At 62.9% G+C, this 17,930-nt stretch carries 18 protein-coding genes and 2 pseudogenes; 13 read left to right on the top strand and 7 right to left on the bottom strand.

Going from position 1 to position 17,930, the window contains the following annotated elements:
- Window positions 1–317 precede the first annotated feature (317 nt).
- The 4 genes from ABLE85_RS01330 (at window position 318) to ABLE85_RS01345 (ending at window position 4,949) form a co-directional block, all read left to right on the top strand.
- Entirely contained in the window at window positions 318–1,496 is a 1,179-nt protein-coding gene (locus ABLE85_RS01330; protein ID WP_348790887.1) for an HlyD family secretion protein, read from the top strand.
- Window positions 1,493–3,085 carry a DHA2 family efflux MFS transporter permease subunit gene (locus ABLE85_RS01335; protein WP_348790888.1) on the top strand — a complete coding sequence of 531 codons (1,593 nt, stop codon included), beginning with the start codon at window positions 1,493–1,495 and terminating at the stop codon, window positions 3,083–3,085. Before ABLE85_RS01330 ends, ABLE85_RS01335 begins: the two co-directional genes overlap by 4 nt.
- A gap of 11 nt (window positions 3,086–3,096) precedes the next feature.
- Window positions 3,097–4,629 (top strand): efflux transporter outer membrane subunit, encoded by a 1,533-nt coding sequence (locus tag ABLE85_RS01340; protein WP_348790889.1) that lies wholly within the window; start codon window positions 3,097–3,099, stop codon window positions 4,627–4,629.
- 194 nt (window positions 4,630–4,823) lie between these two features.
- A complete protein-coding gene (locus tag ABLE85_RS01345; protein WP_348790890.1) occupies window positions 4,824–4,949 on the top strand; it encodes a hypothetical protein in 126 nt (41 codons plus the stop codon).
- A 315-nt stretch (window positions 4,950–5,264) separates the two neighbouring features.
- Here ABLE85_RS01345 and ABLE85_RS01350 read toward each other — a convergent pair whose 3' ends face one another.
- Window positions 5,265–6,185: a DMT family transporter gene (locus tag ABLE85_RS01350; RefSeq protein WP_348790891.1), complete on the bottom strand. Its 921-nt coding sequence runs from the start codon at window positions 6,183–6,185 to the stop codon at window positions 5,265–5,267.
- A 286-nt stretch (window positions 6,186–6,471) separates the two neighbouring features.
- On the opposite strand from ABLE85_RS01350, the gene ABLE85_RS01355 reads away from it, so the two are divergent.
- Both ABLE85_RS01355 and ABLE85_RS01360 read left to right on the top strand, forming a co-directional pair.
- A complete protein-coding gene (locus ABLE85_RS01355; RefSeq protein WP_348790892.1) occupies window positions 6,472–6,765 on the top strand; it encodes a hypothetical protein in 294 nt (97 codons plus the stop codon).
- Window positions 6,766–7,058: 293 nt separating this feature from the next.
- Window positions 7,059–7,415, top strand: coding sequence for a hypothetical protein (locus ABLE85_RS01360; protein WP_348790893.1), 357 nt, complete (start codon window positions 7,059–7,061; stop codon window positions 7,413–7,415).
- A gap of 323 nt (window positions 7,416–7,738) precedes the next feature.
- Here the strand turns inward: ABLE85_RS01360 and galU are convergent, their stop codons facing one another.
- Entirely contained in the window at window positions 7,739–8,635 is an 897-nt protein-coding gene (galU, locus tag ABLE85_RS01365; RefSeq protein WP_348790894.1) for a UTP--glucose-1-phosphate uridylyltransferase GalU, read from the bottom strand.
- Between the two features lie 526 nt (window positions 8,636–9,161).
- Window positions 9,162–9,545 (bottom strand): hypothetical protein, encoded by a 384-nt coding sequence (locus ABLE85_RS01370; protein ID WP_348790895.1) that lies wholly within the window; start codon window positions 9,543–9,545, stop codon window positions 9,162–9,164.
- Between the two features lie 220 nt (window positions 9,546–9,765).
- Between ABLE85_RS01370 and modA the strand changes: the two genes are divergently transcribed.
- The 7 genes from modA (at window position 9,766) to ABLE85_RS01405 (ending at window position 15,069) form a co-directional block, all read left to right on the top strand.
- Window positions 9,766–10,572 carry a molybdate ABC transporter substrate-binding protein gene (modA, locus tag ABLE85_RS01375; protein WP_348790896.1) on the top strand — a complete coding sequence of 269 codons (807 nt, stop codon included), beginning with the start codon at window positions 9,766–9,768 and terminating at the stop codon, window positions 10,570–10,572.
- 103 nt (window positions 10,573–10,675) lie between these two features.
- On the top strand, window positions 10,676–11,377 hold the full coding sequence (gene modB, locus ABLE85_RS01380) for a molybdate ABC transporter permease subunit (protein ID WP_348790897.1): 702 nt from the start codon (window positions 10,676–10,678) through the stop codon (window positions 11,375–11,377).
- Window positions 11,374–12,483, top strand: coding sequence for a molybdenum ABC transporter ATP-binding protein (gene modC, locus ABLE85_RS01385; protein ID WP_348790898.1), 1,110 nt, complete (start codon window positions 11,374–11,376; stop codon window positions 12,481–12,483). Before modB ends, modC begins: the two co-directional genes overlap by 4 nt.
- A gap of 22 nt (window positions 12,484–12,505) precedes the next feature.
- Window positions 12,506–12,847 (top strand): winged helix-turn-helix domain-containing protein, encoded by a 342-nt coding sequence (locus ABLE85_RS01390; protein WP_348790899.1) that lies wholly within the window; start codon window positions 12,506–12,508, stop codon window positions 12,845–12,847.
- A gap of 172 nt (window positions 12,848–13,019) precedes the next feature.
- Window positions 13,020–14,354 (top strand): NAD(P)H-dependent oxidoreductase, encoded by a 1,335-nt coding sequence (locus tag ABLE85_RS01395; protein WP_348790900.1) that lies wholly within the window; start codon window positions 13,020–13,022, stop codon window positions 14,352–14,354.
- A gap of 80 nt (window positions 14,355–14,434) precedes the next feature.
- Complete coding sequence (locus ABLE85_RS01400) at window positions 14,435–14,677, top strand: type II toxin-antitoxin system VapB family antitoxin (RefSeq protein ID WP_348790901.1); 243 nt, start codon at window positions 14,435–14,437, stop codon at window positions 14,675–14,677.
- Window positions 14,677–15,069, top strand: coding sequence for a type II toxin-antitoxin system VapC family toxin (locus tag ABLE85_RS01405; RefSeq protein ID WP_348790902.1), 393 nt, complete (start codon window positions 14,677–14,679; stop codon window positions 15,067–15,069). The genes ABLE85_RS01400 and ABLE85_RS01405 overlap by 1 nt, the downstream gene beginning before the upstream one ends.
- 10 nt (window positions 15,070–15,079) lie before the next feature.
- Here the strand turns inward: ABLE85_RS01405 and proC are convergent, their stop codons facing one another.
- From proC to ABLE85_RS01425, 4 genes and pseudogenes are all read right to left on the bottom strand, one after another.
- Window positions 15,080–15,895, bottom strand: a complete 816-nt coding sequence (proC, locus tag ABLE85_RS01410) for a pyrroline-5-carboxylate reductase (protein ID WP_348790903.1) — start codon at window positions 15,893–15,895, stop codon at window positions 15,080–15,082.
- A gap of 102 nt (window positions 15,896–15,997) precedes the next feature.
- Window positions 15,998–17,116, bottom strand: coding sequence for a metallophosphoesterase (locus ABLE85_RS01415; RefSeq protein ID WP_348790904.1), 1,119 nt, complete (start codon window positions 17,114–17,116; stop codon window positions 15,998–16,000).
- A 58-nt stretch (window positions 17,117–17,174) separates the two neighbouring features.
- Window positions 17,175–17,451, bottom strand: a pseudogene (locus ABLE85_RS01420) (O-antigen ligase family protein); the annotation flags it as partial.
- Window positions 17,448–17,858: pseudogene (locus ABLE85_RS01425) on the bottom strand (glycosyltransferase); the annotation flags it as partial. The pseudogenes ABLE85_RS01420 and ABLE85_RS01425, both read right to left, overlap by 4 nt.
- Window positions 17,859–17,930: the final 72 nt, after the last annotated feature.

The following is a 17,930-nucleotide window of genomic DNA, read 5'->3' on the forward strand; positions in this document are numbered from 1 at the left end:
TCCCGCCGACGCAAGGGGCTTCGTCATGGACGCGACCCAGCACGGGATCTTCGCAAGCTTGGGCATTCACTTCTAACGCATAGTCTTTGGCATTGCGCGTTCGCGACCGGGAGGCGACCACGCTCGCGGTTCGCGAGCGGCGCGTTGACTGCCGCCGCCTAGACTTTTGCCCTCCTTACAATATCTGCCTCTTGTGGAGGCGATAGAATTGCGACGCTGCCCTTCAAACGAAGCTTGACGGGCGGCCGGATTCTCCGTCGCACGCGAACTGTGGAGCGGCGGCTTGGCGCCAGGCATCGGCCACGGAGCGGATTTTCATGTCCGACAGCACGATCGATCTTGATGTCGCCGAAAAGCCGCGTGCCGAACAGAGCAACCAGCAACCGGAGCCCGACAAGACGCCGCCGCAGGATGATGGTGCCGCGACTGGGGACGATGCGGAGGGTGTGGCAAGGCGCAAGCGGCGGCGCCCCTGGGTCTTCACCATAGGTCTGATCGTTCTGGCGCTGTTGGCTGCGGGCGGCTACTACTATTACCTGTCGACCTGGAACGTCGAGAGCACCGACGACGCCTATACGGACGGCCGCGTCGTTTCCATCGCGCCGCAGGTCTCGGGCGTGGTCGTGTCGCTGGACGTCACCGACAATCAGTTCGTGAATGCGGGCGACCCGCTCATTCACATCGATCCGCGCCAATATGAGAATGACCGCGAGCTGGCCGAAGGCGCGCTGGTAACCGCGAAAGCACAACATCAAGGCCAGCAACTCGGGGCCGAGATCGCCCGCAAGAATTTTCCTGCTCTGCTCGACCAGGCCAAGGCGCAGCTGGCAAGCGCCGACGCAGCACTCGCCAAGGCGCAGGCCGACTTCAACCGCCAGGCCAGCCTGTCCAAACAGGCCACCTCCCAGCAGGAGGTGGATGCGGCCAAGGCGGCGTTGAAGCAGGCGCAAGCGCAGGTCGCCCTCTCCAACGCTCAGGTAATCCAAAACTCTCCCGTTACACAGCGCATCGGTGAGACGGATGCGCAGGTCGGGCAGCTTCAGGGGCAGGTCGAGCAGGCGCAGGCGCGCCTCGATCAGGCCAACCTCAACCTGTCCTGGACGGTCGTCAATGCGCCGCAAAGTGGCTGGGTGACCAAGCGCAATGTGGAAAAGGGCAACTTCGTCGCCGCCGGCCAGCAGATCATGTCCATCGTCACCCCCGATGTCTGGATCACGGCCAACTTCAAGGAATCCCAACTGGCCGACATGCGCCCGGGGCAAAAGGTGCAGATCAGCGTGGACGCCTATCCCTTGCTCGACCTGCGCGGCCATGTCGACAGCATCCAGCTCGGCTCCGGCTCTAAGTTCACGGCCTTCCCGCCGGAGAACGCCACCGGCAATTTCGTCAAAGTGGTGCAGCGCGTGCCGGTCAAGATCGTCATCGACAGCGGTCTCGATCCCAAGGTGCCGCTGCCGCTCGGCATCTCGGTTATTCCGACGGTTACGGTGAGATGAGCAGCGCCGAGGCCACCTTGCCCGCAGCCGGCGCGGCCTGGAAGCCTCGCTCCAATCCGTGGCTGGTCGCCATCGTCGTCACCATCGCCGCCTTCATGGAAGTGCTCGACACGACGATCGTCAATGTCGCCCTGCCGCACATCGCCGGCAGTCTGTCGTCGAGCAGCGACGAAGCAACCTGGGCGCTGACCTCCTATCTCGTCGCCAACGGCATCGTGCTGACGATTTCGGGCTGGCTCAGCGACTTGTTCGGCCGCAAGCGCTACTTCCTGATCTGCATATCGATGTTCACGGTCACATCGTTCCTGTGCGGCATTGCCGGCAGCCTGCCGCAGCTCATCATCTTCCGCCTCGCCCAGGGTTTCTTCGGCGGCGGCCTGCAGCCCACCCAGCAGGCGATCATCCTCGACTCGTTTCCGCCGGAGAAGCGGGGAGCCGCCTTCGGCGTGGCGGCGATCGCCATCGTCGTTGCCCCGGTGCTGGGCCCCACGCTCGGTGGCTACATCACCGACGTGGTGTCGTGGCGCTGGGTATTCTTCCTCAACGTGCCGGTCGGCATCGTGGCCGTGTTCTTCGTGTCGATTCTGGTCGAGGACCCGCCCTGGGTGGCGGATGTGAAGCCGCGCCGCGTCGACTATATCGGCCTGATCCTCATCGTTATCGGTCTCGGTTGCCTGCAGATCATGATGGACCGTGGCGAGGACGAAGGCTGGTTCGACTCGAACTTCATCAAGCTGATGGCCCTGCTCGCCTTCATGGGCATCTTGAGCGCCATCGGCTGGCTGCTGATCGCTCCCCACCCCATCGTCCGGCTCTCGGTATTCAAGGATCGCAACTTCGCCGCCGGCTGTGTGATGATCGGGGCAACGGGTGCGCTGCTTTACGCGAGCGCGGTGCTGATACCCCAGCTTGCCCAGCAGACCCTCAACTACACGGCCACATGGGCCGGCCTCGTGCTTTCACCCGGAGGCGTGGCCGTCATCCTGCTGATCCCGGTGATCGGCCGGCTGATGAACATGATCCAGACGCGCTACGTCATCGCCATCGGCTTCACGGTCATGGGGGTTGCGCTCTACTATACGAGCGGCCTCGCGCCCAACATCGATTTCCGCACGCTGGTGATCATGCGGGTGTTCCAATCGGCCGCGCTCGCCTTCCTGTTCGTGCCGATCAGCACGATCACCTACCAGACGCTGCCGCGGGAGCTACGAGGCGACGGCGCGGCACTCTTCTCCATGTTCCGCAACGTGTTCGGTTCCATAGGCATTTCGCTTGCGACAGCCGAGGTCACGCAACGAACGCAGATAAACCAGACGTACCTGTCGCAATGGGCGACCACGAGCCACCAGCCATTCCAGGATCTGATCGAGACATACGAACAGGCGCTTCGAGCCATGGGCAAGGTGGGCACTGTGGCTCACGACATGGCGGTCGGGCACGTTTATCAACAGTTCCGTATACAGGCAGTTGTACTGGCCTATTCCAACGTGTTCTTCTACTGCGCGATAGTTGCATTCATCACGATTCCATTCTGCTTTCTTCTGTCGCCGGGCAAAGCCGGAGAAGGAGCTCCTGGCGGAATGCATTGACGGGGGGCGGAATGTGGCGGACGACCACGGCACTGGCTGCAATGTCACTGCTTGCCGGATGCATGGTCGGCCCGGATTTCGTGGCGCCGAACCCGCAATTGCCCGAAACCTCGTATACGGACGACGTCCGCGACAAGCAGTTGCCCTTGCCGACGGATCCGTTGTGGTGGGCGACATTTCGCGATCCAATCCTGACCAACCTCGCAAGCCAGATCGCCGACTCCAATCTCGACGTGCAGACCGCGACCGTCAGGCTTGCCGAAAGCCGCTTCCAGCGCGGCATCGCGGCCGCCGCCCAGTGGCCCTCGGTGAACGCGAACGCCAAATATGTGCGCGAGCTTTACAGCAATAACGGCATCGCCAGCCTTCTGGAAAAGCTGCTCGTCGCGCAGGGAAGCCCTCCCTTCACGATCTTCCCGATCAACGAATACACCGTCACCCTTGATGCCTCCTGGCAGCTCGATCTATGGGGCAGCGTCCGCCGGCAGGTGGAGTCCGCCAGCGCCCAGGTCGACCAGGCCGCCGAGCGGCAACGCGCCGCGCTCGTCTCGAACCTTGCCGAACTTGCGCGCGACTATATCCAGCTGCGTGGCGTGCAGACCCAGATCAGGATCGCCAACGACAATCTGAAGATTGCCAAGGATATCCTCGACCTGGTCAACGAGCGCCACAAGAAGGGCATCCAGAACGGGCTCGACGTCGAAAGTGCAGCCGCGCAGGTCGAAAGCGTTCGCGCGCAGATTCCGGCACTGCAGCAGCAGGAAGTGCAAAATATCAACGCGCTCAGCCTGCTGCTTGGCCGGGAGCCCGGAGCGCTGAAGGCCGAGCTTGGCCGCCCCAAGGCGGTGCCGCCGGCGCCGGCGCGCGTGCCGGTGGGCGTGCCCTCCGAACTCGCCCGGCGGCGGCCGGACATTCGCGCGGCCGAGGCGCAGCTGCATGCCGCGACCGCCGACATCGGCGTCGCCGTCGGCGCCTTCTACCCGTCGATACAGCTCAACGGCACGATCGGCTACGATTCACTCCATCTCTACAACCTGTTCAGCCCCGGCTCGCTGCAATACACGGTGGGGCCGACAATATCGGTTCCGATCTTCGCCGGCGGCCGGCTGAAGAGCACGCTGGAACTGCGCAAGGCGCAACAGGTGGAAGCGGCCATCGCCTATCGCAAGACGGTACTGCAGGCGTGGCACGAGGTGGTCAACGCCATGGTCTCCTATCGACTGGAACGGGAACGCCGCGGCCGCCTCTCGGCACAGGTGGAGCACGCGCGGGCAGCACTAGGCCTCGCGCGCGACCGCTATGTCGAAGGCGTGTCCGACTTCCTCACCGTGCTCGATGCGGAAAGGACGCTCTTGGAAGCCTCGCAGCAGCAGGCGACGAGCAACACCAATGTCTCGCTTTATCTGGTGCAGCTGTTCAAGGCGCTCGGCGGCGGCTGGGAACTCACTTTCCCGGATTCTCCGCCCCAGGCTGTTGTGGTCCTGGCCGCGGAAGCAAGCGCCGTTGTAGCTGCACCTGCCAAGCCGGAGACGGTTGCGCCGTAGCGCCACTGCCCAGACTATCCCGACTTCGACGACTGCCCGATCACGGCATCGGGCAACGGCGCCTTCTCAGCCCGCCGTCACGCAAATGAAATATCTATCAAGGCACGTCATTTTTCTATTTCACCGCATCGGGCGGTTCCTAAAAGCTGAGCGACCTCCCGCAATGGGAGCATCTCGCTCAGGACACACAGAGAATGAATGCACCGTCGGACGATCTGGCCCGGCTCCAGGAAATGCACAATGGGAAGAAGATCGTCCCCACCTTCGGCAAAGCCGAGATGAAGCGCCGACAGGACGGCTTGCGTCGAAACCTGGCCTGAGCTCGACGCGGCGTTTTACCACAACATCAACTACTTCGCCGATTTCGCTCCTGAATGGCTCGCCGACGTCCCCGTCGGCATGAGCCTTGAACCTGGAAAATTCCAGCTCCCGCTGGTCCCAAAAGGGGAGCACTCTACCAACGCCGGAACCGAACTCAAAACTGGATAAGCTCAGGGGCAACGTCAGAACGAAACACCTCTGCACGGGATGACGCTGCTGCCGATGGCGGCCGGTCAGCGACCCCCAGGCGAATCGCGAAGCCCAGGAACGGAGTTCGGGAGGCAGGAGGTATTCGGTTTGCTCATGCTGCCGCGTCAGTGCACATTGCGCGGGACGTTGTCGGGTTCGCCGTGGTCCACCACCTTCTGACGGTGGAAAATGAAGAGACCTGCGAACACGATGATCGCCGAGCCGACCAGCATTTGATTGTCCGGTAAATCGCCGAAAAAAGCGACGCCGAACACCACGGCCCATAGCAGAAGCGTGTATTGAAGCGGCGCCAGTGTCGAGGCGGGGGCCAGCTTCAGCGCGCGTGTGATCATCAGATGGGCGGAACCGGAAACGACGCCCAGCAGCAGCATGGCCGACCAGTCCAGCGGACTGGCCGTACGCCAATCCGACACGGCAAGCACGAAACCGATCACCAGTGCGCCGACCGTCTGCCAGGTAACCAGCGTCGTGTCGCTGGTGCCCCTGAGACGGCGGGTGAGTATCATCGAGATCGCGAAGGATGCACTGCCCGCAAGAGCGAACAGCGAAGCCAGCGACAGCGAGGACAACGAGGGCCTGAGGGCTATGACCACGCCGCAGAAACCGACGGCGATCGCCAGCCAGCGGCGCCAGCCTACCTTCTCGCCGAGGAAGATGTGGGACAGTGCCGCAATGTAGATGGGGCCGGCCATGTAGAAGGTCATCACGTCGGCAAGTGGCAGGTACATCACCGCCGTGTAAAAGAACGCCGTATCGGCGGTCGCGAGCAGCACGCGCAGAACCTGCAGGCCGGGGCGCTCGAGTCGCGTCAGGGGCGCCGTGCCCTGTTTGGCGATCATCGGAGTGAGGATGATGAACGCGCCGACGGACCGGATGAAAAGCACCTGACCGACGGAGTAGCTGGCGACCAGCCACTTTCCCATGGCGTCATTGAGGGCGAACATGAAGTTGCCCAGAAGCATCAGCACGACGCCCGCAAGCATAAGATTTGCCCTTGGGAGACTGAGAGCTTGTCGGAATGTCATGCATCAAGTCCTTCGGGCAGAGGCCTCGTAGCGCCTACCCAAATCACCGCCGAATATCCAGTGAGGACTAACCGAACGGCATCGCTGCGCTGCTGCGTCGCACGTCGCGCCGGTTTCGTGCCAGTGCCAGATCGCCTCGATGATTGCGCCTGCGGGCTCGCTCGCGTGCCGGGTTTTCCCTGACTTATGTTCGTTCAAGGAGGGCGGTTAGCATTATCGGCAAGCCTACGTCCGCTGATTTCCGCGAACCGCTCAGCCCCAGGTTCCATCGCTGAAGGAGAACGACATGAAGAAGCTTTTCCTCGCCGGCGCCGTACTGCTCGCGGTCACGACCTTCGGAGTTGCCGGAAATGGGAACGGGAATGGAAACGGGAACGGCAATGCGGGGTCCTTCAACGGCAACGGCAACGGAAATGGCAATGCCGGCTCCTTCAACGGCAACAACAATGGCAACAACAACGATTGCTCCGGCAATGGCAATGGCTACGGCAATAATGGCGGATCGTTTCAAGGCAATGGCAACGGCAACAACAACAGCGACTGCTCGGATGCCGGCAGCAGCGAAGGCGATGGCATTTAGATCTCACTGACGTAATGCAGCTACGGTGCCGTGCTCGTGCGCGGCAAACCACCAGGTCAAGCAGCCTTGGTGTTTTCCCTGACTTTTTGCCGGCTGCATGAAGTGGAATAATCGGGAGGCTGTAAGGAGAATCTCTTCCTCTCCTCTGGGGTTCTCCTCAAAAGGCCCAGCCTTCGAGATCTTCCGATGGTTGGGCAAACCGCTCGGCCCAAGGGTTTGACCCGCTTCGGCTGGGCATGCCGCTCAGCCATGAGATCGGTCTCGTATGGCTGAGCCTGAAAAAGGAGACTCACATGAAAATGCTCTTCCTCGCCGCTACGGCAATTCTCGCCATGACCGCCCTTGCGGCCGCTGGCAACGGAAACGGGAACGGAAATGGCAATGTGGGGTCTTTCAACGGCAACAACAACGGCAACAACAACACAGGTTCCGACAACGGAAACAATAACGGAAATAACAATACAAGTTCCGACAATGGCAATGGCAACGGAGACGGCAACGGCTCCGGCAGTGGAAATAACCAAGGAAACAACAACATCAGCTCTGGAAACGGAAATGGCTCCGGAAGCTGGAGCAGGGGGTCGCATTACGGCAACATGTTCAGCAACGGGTCGTTCCAAGGCAATGGCTATCGCAACAGCCACCTGTGACCTTTATTGAGTGCCGGGGCGGCCCCAATGAGTAGTTCGGGGTTAGCCCGCAAGTCCTATCGAACTGGTGTGAGGCCATCTGGCGAAGGCTATGCAGGCCTGGACGCTCTGTCCTGCCTTCGTGATGAAGCTGCCGGATGGCTCACATCGGAACGCTAAGGACTCGAGGCGTGACGCTCGAGCCTCTCGGCGGGTAGTCGTTCGTTCGGACGGAGAATTTGGCGCGTTTTTGCGGCGGGACACGCGCTGGCGCTTTTCGTCGGCTGCCTACCCACCCGCATTGCGCCGGCGGGAATGCCCGCCGGCCGCCTTGCGAGCAGTGCTCAGGCCGCCTCGTTGCGGCGCGCCTGAGAGCCGATCATCTCCGCGATCGGCTCGAACACCAGGTCGCGGATGTCGCTGCGGGCCAGGGCAAAGGCGACATTGGCCTGGATGAAGCCTTCCTTCGAGCCGCAGTCGAACATGCGGCCCTTGAAGTGGTGGGCATGGAAAGATTGGCTCTCGGAGAGCCGCCTCATTGCGTCGGTCAGCTGGATTTCGCCGCCTGCGCCGCGCTCCTGGGTGCCCAAAATCCCGAACACCTCCGGCTGCAGGATGTAGCGTCCGTTGATGTAATAGTTGGACGGTGCGGCTGCCGGGGCCGGCTTCTCCACCATGGCCGTCACTTCGAAGCCACCTTGCACCGCACGGCCCTTGCCGACGATGCCATACTTGTTCGTTTCCGTCGGGTCGCACTGCTCGACGGCAATGACATTGCCGCCCGTTTGTTCGTAGAGTTCCATGATGCCGGCCAGGCAGCCCTTTTCGCCAAACGACAGCATGTCGGGCAGGAGCAGAGCGAAGGGCTCGTCGCCGACGATGTCGCGCGCGCACCAGACTGCGTGGCCCAGCCCATGCGGAGCCTGCTGGCGGGTGAAGCTGATGGAGCCGGCCGGCAGTTGCATCCGCTCCAGCGATGCAAGCTGTTCCTCCTTGCCGGAGCGCGCCAGCGTGTCCACAAGTTCGGGCTGGATGTCGAAATAGTCCTCGATCACATGCTTGTTGCGGCCAGTGACGAAAATGATGTGCTCGATGCCGGCTTCGAGCGCTTCGTCCACGGCATACTGCACCACTGGCCGATCGACCACGGTCAGCATTTCCTTCGGCATCGCTTTCGTGGCCGGCAGGAATCGGGTTCCGAGACCTGCGACCGGGATCACCGCTTTTCTCACTCTCTTCATCTTACCATCCCTGTACTGATTGGCTCTCGAGCTTGCTCGTCCGATTTTTTCTGACTATTTCGCGTTGCCGCCGCAGCTCGGAGGCGTGCCCAAGGCGCGGCGGCGGAGTAACGGCGAGACACATCTGCTGCGGTCATGATGCAAATCATGTCAGGCGGCATTGCCGGCTTCCCGCAACTTTGAATTTTTTGCATGCAAGACTCCCCGCACCGCGTAGGCCGCTAGCGGTGCCGAACCCATAACGCCGCGCGGGCGAAACGGTTGCGTCGATCCTGCAAAGAATGTGCACAGGCGCTGCCGTCCGGAAACAATTCTCCGCTCCGGCCGTCCGAGGCCGTGCTCCGATCTATCCCCATCGCTGCCCTTATCGATGGCTCGCGTTCGCATCGTTGCTGAACCCCTCGTTGCAACCGCAGGCGACGTAATGCGTCGCTGCACGCATGCCGCTTAGGGCAGGGGCAAGATCAGAAATATGGCCAACGCTCGCATTCCACAGGGGATGCAGATAACATTTTGTAAGCGCACGTTAATCCGGTCGTGTGTGGCCTGCCTGGAGAGATCCGTCCGCCCGCTTTGCGGTCTGCGCGAACATATCGACCCTGTCTCGCATTTCGGCGATGAAGGCCAACTGCTCCTCCAACGCGGCCAGTCGGTTCGCACAACCCAGCATTGCCTCGGTCAATTCATCGATTCTCGACGACATGCCGATGTCGGGGCGTTCGTTTTCGAATGCCTGCTGGGAAAAGGCGGCGTCTGCGGTAACGCGATCATGGCGGTTACGAAGGCCGCTCTGCTCGCCTTCCATCTCGGAGCGGAGTTCATCTAGGACCGCACCGAGACGACGCAGGCGACCCGCATCCGTCTGAAGGTCACGTTCTGGGCTTCGGGTTCGAAAGCGGAACAATGCCATCGCTTGACCTCTTCGCGTTGCATCCCGGACAGGCACTTTATCAGCAAACTTCGCGCTCGTCGTCGGCTACCTCGAATGGGCGACGGGTCGCTGGTCAAGTTGTCCCGAGAGCATGAGGTCGGGGTAAAAAGTGGAAGCTGGTTATATTCAACTGGATATATCGATCGAAGTCGCATAGCTTCCCTCCGATCACGATTCCAGAAATGATGGGAGTTCAGCCATGCAGACGCGTAGAGGTTTCGGAATAAGGTTCGCTGCCGCCATCGGCGGTGTGGTGGCGATGCTGCTCACGGCGATGCCGGCATCCCAGGCCGCCGATAATGTCGTGGTTTTCGCAGCCGCCAGCCTGAAGAACGCGCTCGACGCGATTGACGCCTCCTGGCAGCAAGAGGGCCACCAGCCGGCCACCATCTCCTATGCGGCCAGTTCCGCGCTCGCCAAGCAGATCGAGGGCGGCGCGCCGGCCGATATATTCATCTCGGCAGATCTCGACTGGATGAAGTATCTGTCCGAGAAGAACCTCACCAAGGCCGACACCGAGGTCAACCTGCTCGGCAACCGCCTCGTGCTGATCGCGGCCAAGGATGCGACCGCCGATACCACCATAGCGCCCAGTTTTCCGCTGGCCGACCTTCTGGGTGGCGGCAAGCTCGCCATGGCCGATGTGAAGGCCGTGCCGGCCGGCAAATACGGCAAGGCGGCGCTTGAGAAGCTCGACGTCTGGTCGTCGGTGGAAGACAAGGTCGCCCAGGCCGAGAATGTCCGCGCCGCGCTGAAGCTCGTCGCAACCGGTGAGGCACCGCTCGGCATCGTCTACCAGACCGACGCTGTGGCCGAGCCCGAGGTCAAGATCATCGCTACCTTCCCGGAAGACACGCATGCGCCGATCATCTACCCGGCCGCGCTGACTGCCACGTCGGCCAATGAGGATGCGGCGAAATTCCTGGACTATCTGAAGTCGGACAAGGCCCGGTCGCTGTTCGAAGAGCAGGGCTTCACCGTTCTGGTGCCGGCTGCCGCGAACTGAGTATCGGGGCAGGACGATGCTGTTTTCCGCAACCCCGGACCAGGCTTTTGGGCTATAAGCGCGGCATGGCTTTCGGGGTGGAAAAAGGCAAGGGAGTGCGGGCATGAGCTGGTTTCAGCTCAGCCCGGAAGAGTGGACGGCAGTCCACCTGTCGCTCAAGGTTTCGACCTGGGCGATGCTGGTCAGCCTGCCGATCGGCATCTGCGTCGCCCTTGTGCTGGCGCGGGGAAAATTCTGGGGCAAATCACTGCTCAACGGGATCGTGCATCTGCCGCTGATCCTGCCCCCGGTAGTCACCGGCTATCTGCTGCTGATCACCTTTGGCCGGCGCGGCCCCATCGGCGCTTTCCTGGCCGATAATTTCGGCATCGTCTTTTCATTTCGCTGGACGGGCGCCGCGCTTGCTTGCGGCGTCATGGGCTTTCCGCTCATGGTTCGCGCCATCTGGCTGTCCATCGAGGCGGTCGACCGGAAGCTGGAGGCCGCCGCCGGCACACTGGGCGCGAGCCCGGTCTGGGTGTTCTTCACGGTTACCCTGCCTCTCATCCTGCCGGGCGTCATAGCCGGCATGATCCTCTCCTTTGCCAAGGCGATGGGCGAGTTCGGCGCCACGATCACCTTCGTCTCCAATATTCCGGGCGAGACGCAGACGCTGCCAACCGCCATCTACACCTTCACGCAGGTGCCGGGAGGCGATCTCGGGGCGCTGCGCCTGACGCTGGTGTCCATCGTCATTTCGATGGCGGCCCTGATTGCTTCCGAAGCGATGTCGCGTCGGCTGGGCAGGAGGCTCGACATCGAATGACGGTCGCCGTCGACATTACCCACCGGCTCGGTGCATTCACGCTGGAAGCGCGCTTCGAGAGCGCGGGGCGGCTGACGGCGCTGTTCGGGCCGTCGGGCTCCGGAAAAACTTCTCTGGTCAACCTCATCGGCGGGCTGAGGCGCCCGGATCGCGGGCGCATCGCCGCCGAAGGCCGCGTCTTCGTCGATACGGCACAAAAGCTTTTCGTGCCTGCCCACAAGCGCCGCATCGGCTATGTGTTCCAGGAGCCTCGGTTGTTCCCGCATATGAGCGTGCGCGCCAACCTGCTTTACGGCCGCTGGTTCACGCCTTCCGCCGAGCGTTACGAGAATCTCGACCGGGTCGTCGACCTGCTTGGTATCGAGCACCTGCTGCAGCGCCGGCCGAGCGGCCTTTCCGGCGGCGAAAAACAGCGCGTCGCAATCGGCCGGGCGCTGCTGACCAGCCCGCGCCTGCTGCTCATGGACGAACCGCTGGCCTCGCTCGATGAGGCGCGCAAGGCCGAAATCATGCCCTATCTCGAGCGGCTGCGCGACGAAACGAAGATTCCGATCGTCTATGTCAGCCACTCCATTGCCGAGGTGGCGCGGCTGGCGAGCGACGTGGTCGTGTTATCGCATGGCAAGATCGCCGCCTTTGGGCCGACCGGCGCCATCATGCAGCGGATGGACCTGTTGCCCAAGGAGGAGCAGCCCGAGGGCGGTGCGGTCCTTGACATGAGGGTAGCTGCGCATGACGCAGAGTTCGACATGACGGTGCTGCTTTCCGCTGCCGGCGCCATTCGCGTGCCAAGGATTGCGGCGGGCATCGGCAACCCGGTTCGCGTGCGCATCCGCGCCCGCGACGTGATGATCGCCACCGAGCCGCCGCGCGGCCTCAGCGCGCTCAACATGCTGGCGGGGAAGGTCGCCGGCATCGAGACAGTCGACGCAGCCACCGCCGAAATCCGCATCGACTGCCATGGCGAGATGGTGCTTTCCCGCATCACCCGCCAGTCCCTGCGCGCGCTGGGCCTGGCTGTCGGCTGCCCTGTCTTCGCCGTGATCAAAACCGTGGCCTTCGATCAGGAAAACTTGTCCCGTACCGGAGCCTTGCATGATATCTAGCCTTCAAAAAGGATGCGATGCCATGCCGTCACTTACCCTGCGGATAAATCTGGATCCCCAAGGCCGGATCGGTCCCGGCAAGATCGAACTGCTCGAACAGATTGCCGCTTTCGGCTCCATCTCGGCTGCCGCGCGCGCCATGCACATGTCCTACAAGCGCGCCTGGGACCTTGTGGAGGAGATGAACAAGCTGTTCGGCAAGCCGCTGGTCTCGGCCCAGACCGGAGGCAAGCACGGCGGCGGCGCGCAGCTGACGCCGGTTGGCCTCTCCGTGGTCACGCGCTTCCGCGCCATCGAGCGCGCGGCGGTCGCCGCGGCCGCACCGCAAATGGCCGCGCTGCAGGCGGAAATCGAAGCGCACTGAGGGAGAGCGCAGGCCAGGGACTGGCATCGAACTGCATCGGATCGCTACGGCTGCAAAGCCTGCGACCACCTTGCCGCCGATTGTGCTATTGTGTGACTGGACGCGCCGCCGTTTCCTTGGCAAGACGGGCGCGTTTTAGAACGCTTTTCCCAAGACAAGCATCGGACCTGCCATGACCAATGTCGCCCTCACCGGGCTCGCCCGTGATCTCGCCAAACGTGCCGAGGAGGGGCGTCCAGTGCGCATCGGTGTCATCGGGTCGGGCGAGATGGGCACCGATCTAGTCACCCAGACCATGCTGATGAAGGGCGTGGAGGTCTGTGCGATTTCCACCCGCCGCCCGCATACGGCGCATGCGGCCATCGAGATCGCCTATGGCGACGACGTCAAGGCGCGCGAGGCTGATACCGCCTCCAAGGTCACCGCGGCAATCGAGGCCGGCAAGATCGCCATCACTTCCAACGAGATGCTGGTCACCAATCCGCTGATCGACGTGGTCATCGACGCCACCGGCAAGCCCGGCGTCGCCGCCGATTTCGACCTCATGGCCATGGAGCACGGCAAGCACCTCGTCATGATGAATGTCGAGGCCGACGTGACCATCGGCGCTTATCTGAAGAAGCAGGCGGACAAGCTCGGCGTTATTTATTCGGTCGGCGCGGGCGACGAGCCGTCGAGCTGCATGGAGCTCATCGAATTCGCCACCGCGCTCGGCTACACCATCGTCTCGGCGGGCAAGGGCAAGAACAACCCGCTCAACCACGACGCCGTGCCCGACGACTACCGCGAGGAGGCGGAGCGCCGCAACATGAACCCCCGCATGCTGGTGGAGTTCATCGACGGCTCCAAGACCATGGTCGAGATGGCGGCTATCGCCAACGCAACGGGCCTGGTGCCCGACAAGCCGGGCATGCACGGCCCCAAGGTGGACCGTGACAATCTGGCCAAGGTGCTGATCCCGCAGGAGGCCGGCGGCGTGCTGAGCCGGAAGGGCGTCGTCGACTACACGATCGGCAAGGGTGTCGCGCCGGGCGTCTTCGTCGTGGTCGAGGCCACCCATCCGCGCATCATCGAGCGCATGGATGACCTCCATGTCGGCGTCGGCCCCTACTACAGCTTCTTCCGGCCCTACCACCTGACCTCGCTGGAAGTGCCGCTGACGGCCGCCCGCATCATGCTCTATGGCCGGCCCGACATGGTGCCGCTGCCGCGCCCAGTGGCGGAAGTCTGCGCGGTCGCCAAGCGCGATCTCGCCGCCGGCGAGACTTTTGATGCCATCGGCGAGACCTGCTACCGGTCCTGGACAATGACGGTGGAGGATGCACGCGCCAGCCGCGCCGTTCCCGTCGGACTGCTTGAAGGCGGCAAGGTGTTGAAGCCGGTAAAGAAGGGCGAACTGCTTACCGCCGACAACGCCGCGCCCGACTCCACCACGCGTCTCTTCGAGCTGCGCCGCAGGCAGGACGAGATGCTTTATGGCGTGGAGGAACTGGCGGCGGGAGCATAGTCTGCCGGCACGGCGGTCCTCCCTGTAGTTTTGTCATGACAGAGGCGCTATATTGTATTGATGGCGCCTGGAGGCAGGACATGAATCTACAGATCAGAGATCCACGAGCCCGTGAGTTGGCGCGTAAGCTGGCTGAAAAGCGCAACGTCTCCATGACGGAGGCCGTCATCGTGGCACTTGAAGCCGAGTTGAAACGCGAGAATCAGCGGATGTCCTTAGCGGAGCGTCTTGCTGTCCTTGCCGACGGCCTCAAGGCCAAGGCTGGCGTGGGTCGTCGCAGCTTGAGCAAAGAAGAGGTCGATGAGATGTGGGGCCACTCCTGATGTTCGTCGACACCTCCGTGATCGTCGCGATCCTTGCGGGAGAGGATGACGCGACGCAATGGAGCGATCGACTTGAGCAGACATCAGGAAAGGTGACATCTGCGCTGGTCGTACTCGAGGCGACGATGCGGCTGTCGACCTTGCTCGCAATCGAGCCTTCGACCGTGGGCGCGACGATCGAAGCTTTCTTGAGGGAAGCGGAGATCGAGATCGTGCCGATAGGCAATGACGAAGCTCGGCTCGCGATCGAGGCTTTCTCAAACTACGGCAAGGGACGCGGCCATGCCGCGCAACTCAACCTCGCCGATTGTTTGTCCTACGCCTGTGCCAAGGGCAGGGGGCTGCCTCTGCTCTACAAAGGCAACGATTTCTCCCACACCGATTTGGCTTAGCGCTGTCCCGTCACTTCCCCAGTTCGATCGAGCGCAACCGCGCGGCTTCCACGGCCTCCGTCAGCAACGTCTTCAGCCGGTCGTCGCCCATCAGCACGCTGAGCGCGGCCGCCGTGGTGCCGTTGGGGCTGGTCACCTGCTGGCGCAGAACACCGGGTTCCTCGCCGCTCTCTGCGGCAAGGCTGGCAGCACCGAACACGGTCTGCATGGCCAGCAGCTTGGCGGTGTCAGTCGGCAGGCCGGCGTGCTCGGCCGCTGCCGTCAGGCATTCGATGAAGTGGAAAATGTAGGCCGGGCCGGAGCCGGAGACCGCCGTCGCCGCGTCCATCAGCTTTTCGTCGTCGATGGTCGCCACCGCGCCGCTCGCCGCCAGCAGGTCGTCCACGAACTGCTTGGTCTCGGCAGTCACGCGACCATTGGCGCAGACCACCATCATGCCCTTGCCGATTGCCGCCGGCGTGTTCGGCATCACCCGGATGACCGGCGTCTGGTCGCCAAGAATTTGCTCGAAGGTGGCGATGGGCGTTCCGGCCGCCACGCTCACGAAGCTGGTCGCGCCGTTGCCGAGGTGCTTGTAGCCGGCCGTCACTTCGCGGATGACCTGCGGCTTCACCGCCAGCACCACCAGCCTGGGCTCTGCGTCGGAGGGAATGTCCGCGGCGGCTGCGCCGGTGCCGGCGCCCAGCTTCGCGGCGCGTGCGCGCAGCTCCTCATTGGGCTCGACCACGAAAGTCTCGGAGCCCTTTAGCTGTCCTGATTTCAGCCAGCCGGCGAGCATCGCGTATCCCATATTGCCGCAACCGGCGAGCACCACTTTCACGGTCATTTCGTTTCGTTCCTCCTGAAAAGTCTCTATCCCATAGACGGAGTTTTGCGTTGGCGGAAGCGGGCGGGGTTCGAGCCCCGTCGCGATGCAGGGGCAGTGGCCTCACAGCCGCTTGCTGAAAGCGTTGGTGAAGGCCACCTCGCCATTGCTGCCTACGGCCTCGGCCATCACCACGTCCATGAAGCGATCGGTCACACGCACCACGGCAAAGCCGCCGAGGAAGGCGGCCTTGGCCTTGAAGATGTCGAGCCCATCGCGCCGGTAGACCATGGCCGTCTCATGCTGGTGGCCATGGAACACGCCGATGACATTGTACCCCGACAACACCGAAAGCAGGGCCTGTCTATCCTCGTCGCTCCACCAGTGCGGCGCGCCGGTACCCTCATCGTCGAAGTGCCGTGCCGCAGGGTCCCAGCGTTCGAGCGAGAAGGGGTCCCAGCCATAGTGCTGGAAGATGATCACCGGCCGCCCGTCACCGGCATAGGTGGCGAGATCGTCCTTCAGCCAGGGCAGGCTGCTGACAGCGCCCTTGGCAGTATCGCCGGCGAAGCGGTGGGTCTGCACCAGATGCAGGCCGCCCCAATCCCAGGAGTAGTTGTCGGATTGGATATCGTAGTTGGTTGCCGGTACCGGCGGCTTGAAAACCACGCTCGGCCGGTGGTTGAGCTCGATATAGTCGCGCATCTCGCGCCGATACCAGTCGACATGCGGTGGCGGCCCGTCCTGGTCGAGGTCGTGGTTCCCAAGCCCGGTATAGACGGGAAAGTGCACACGATCCGGCCCGGTGCCCTGCTGGTAGCGGTGGCTGAATTGTAGCAACTGCGTGCCCTCGCTCGGCGCCGTAACCTGGCCGCCGCCGTCGTCGGTCATGTCGCCGCCCACGACTATGCCGAGCGGCGTGTCGATCTTCCGGCCGGCGTCGGCGAGCCCGCTGGCCTTGCCGTCGATCGCAAGCGGCCATATCCGGCCCGGAATCCGGTTGATCGCCGCGATGTGACGCAAGAGGTTCGCGTCGGTCTTTCCCTCCTGCTGGCAGTTGGGGCTGAGGCCGTTCGCCATGCGGCAGGCATGCACGTCGTTGGTGAAGATGAATGTCGCGTCGATCGGCGGACGCGGGGCCCGGGCGTGGAGCGGCCGCCCCAGCAGCGGCAGGGCTGCCATCCCCAGTGCGCCGCCGATCAGGTCTCGCCTCGTGGGGAACGGCGGCTTGCTGGCGCTCATGTCGGGTCCTCAGGCTTCGGTCTAATCAGGATCGGTGCTCGGGGCCCGCTTGGCAAGATCAGCGTCTCGTCCTGGTCGTCACCGGAAAGCGCGCGACCAGCCGCAGCCCGATTATGCTGAAGACAAAGAACAGCCACACGGGGTCCGCGCGCCGGAAGAAGAAGCTCTCCAGGAAGGCGTTCAGCGCCGTGAACAGCAGGATCATCATGAAGAAGTCGCCGAGATAGACATTCTCCTTGAGGAGAGGAATGCGCATGTAGTCGCGAACTGGGCGCCACGAAGAAGGCGTAGGCAGCCGTACATGACGCCGATAGCCCCATGATCACCGCTAAGTTTCGGCCGCGCGGCACAGGTGTTCCAGCCACTCGGCATCAGCGATCTCGTCGTCGTCGATGAAGAGCAGGTGGCAGAAGTTCGGAAAGTGCCGGATCGCCATCTCCCAACCGGCATTATAGGCGCTGCAATTGCCGGTTCGTGCGCGATGATGACCATGCCGGCGAGGCGGCCGGTCTCAAACAGCGGCAGCGAGGCGGCAGCGCCGTCGCGCGCCTCGGCCTCGTTTTCGATGACGATAACGGCGAAGCGCCGTCCGGTCTGCTGGGTCGCGAGCGACTTCAGTGTTGCAAGCAGTTGCTGCGGTCGCCGGAACGTGGGCACGCTGACGACGACCTCTACGGTGTCGACCCTTCAGGCCCGGAGAGCGGCCCACGATCGATAAGGAAGCATCGTATGGCGGAAGGATCGTGCGCGGGTCGTCCGATTTGAACGAGTCATCCATAGCATCCATGCCGATAACGATAAGGATTGGTTAAGC

The sequence above is a fragment of the Mesorhizobium sp. KR1-2 genome (assembly GCF_040045035.1).
GTDB lineage: Bacteria > Pseudomonadota > Alphaproteobacteria > Rhizobiales > Rhizobiaceae > Pseudaminobacter.

Coding starts and splice junctions, on each gene's coding strand:
- ABLE85_RS01330 (WP_348790887.1), top strand. CDS start 318: ATGTCCGACAGCACGATCGATCTTGATGTCGCCGAAAAGCCGCGTGCC.
- modB (WP_348790897.1), top strand. CDS start 10,676: ATGAGCTGGTTTCAGCTCAGCCCGGAAGAGTGGACGGCAGTCCACCTG.
- ABLE85_RS01395 (WP_348790900.1), top strand. CDS start 13,020: ATGACCAATGTCGCCCTCACCGGGCTCGCCCGTGATCTCGCCAAACGT.
- ABLE85_RS01335 (WP_348790888.1), top strand. CDS start 1,493: ATGAGCAGCGCCGAGGCCACCTTGCCCGCAGCCGGCGCGGCCTGGAAG.
- ABLE85_RS01405 (WP_348790902.1), top strand. CDS start 14,677: ATGTTCGTCGACACCTCCGTGATCGTCGCGATCCTTGCGGGAGAGGAT.
- ABLE85_RS01355 (WP_348790892.1), top strand. CDS start 6,472: ATGAAGAAGCTTTTCCTCGCCGGCGCCGTACTGCTCGCGGTCACGACC.
- modC (WP_348790898.1), top strand. CDS start 11,374: ATGACGGTCGCCGTCGACATTACCCACCGGCTCGGTGCATTCACGCTG.
- modA (WP_348790896.1), top strand. CDS start 9,766: ATGCAGACGCGTAGAGGTTTCGGAATAAGGTTCGCTGCCGCCATCGGC.
- proC (WP_348790903.1), bottom strand. CDS start 15,895: ATGACCGTGAAAGTGGTGCTCGCCGGTTGCGGCAATATGGGATACGCG.
- ABLE85_RS01360 (WP_348790893.1), top strand. CDS start 7,059: ATGAAAATGCTCTTCCTCGCCGCTACGGCAATTCTCGCCATGACCGCC.
- galU (WP_348790894.1), bottom strand. CDS start 8,635: ATGAAGAGAGTGAGAAAAGCGGTGATCCCGGTCGCAGGTCTCGGAACC.
- ABLE85_RS01390 (WP_348790899.1), top strand. CDS start 12,506: ATGCCGTCACTTACCCTGCGGATAAATCTGGATCCCCAAGGCCGGATC.
- ABLE85_RS01345 (WP_348790890.1), top strand. CDS start 4,824: ATGAATGCACCGTCGGACGATCTGGCCCGGCTCCAGGAAATGCACAAT.
- ABLE85_RS01400 (WP_348790901.1), top strand. CDS start 14,435: ATGAATCTACAGATCAGAGATCCACGAGCCCGTGAGTTGGCGCGTAAG.
- ABLE85_RS01340 (WP_348790889.1), top strand. CDS start 3,097: ATGTGGCGGACGACCACGGCACTGGCTGCAATGTCACTGCTTGCCGGA.
- ABLE85_RS01370 (WP_348790895.1), bottom strand. CDS start 9,545: ATGGCATTGTTCCGCTTTCGAACCCGAAGCCCAGAACGTGACCTTCAG.
- ABLE85_RS01350 (WP_348790891.1), bottom strand. CDS start 6,185: ATGACATTCCGACAAGCTCTCAGTCTCCCAAGGGCAAATCTTATGCTT.
- ABLE85_RS01415 (WP_348790904.1), bottom strand. CDS start 17,116: ATGAGCGCCAGCAAGCCGCCGTTCCCCACGAGGCGAGACCTGATCGGC.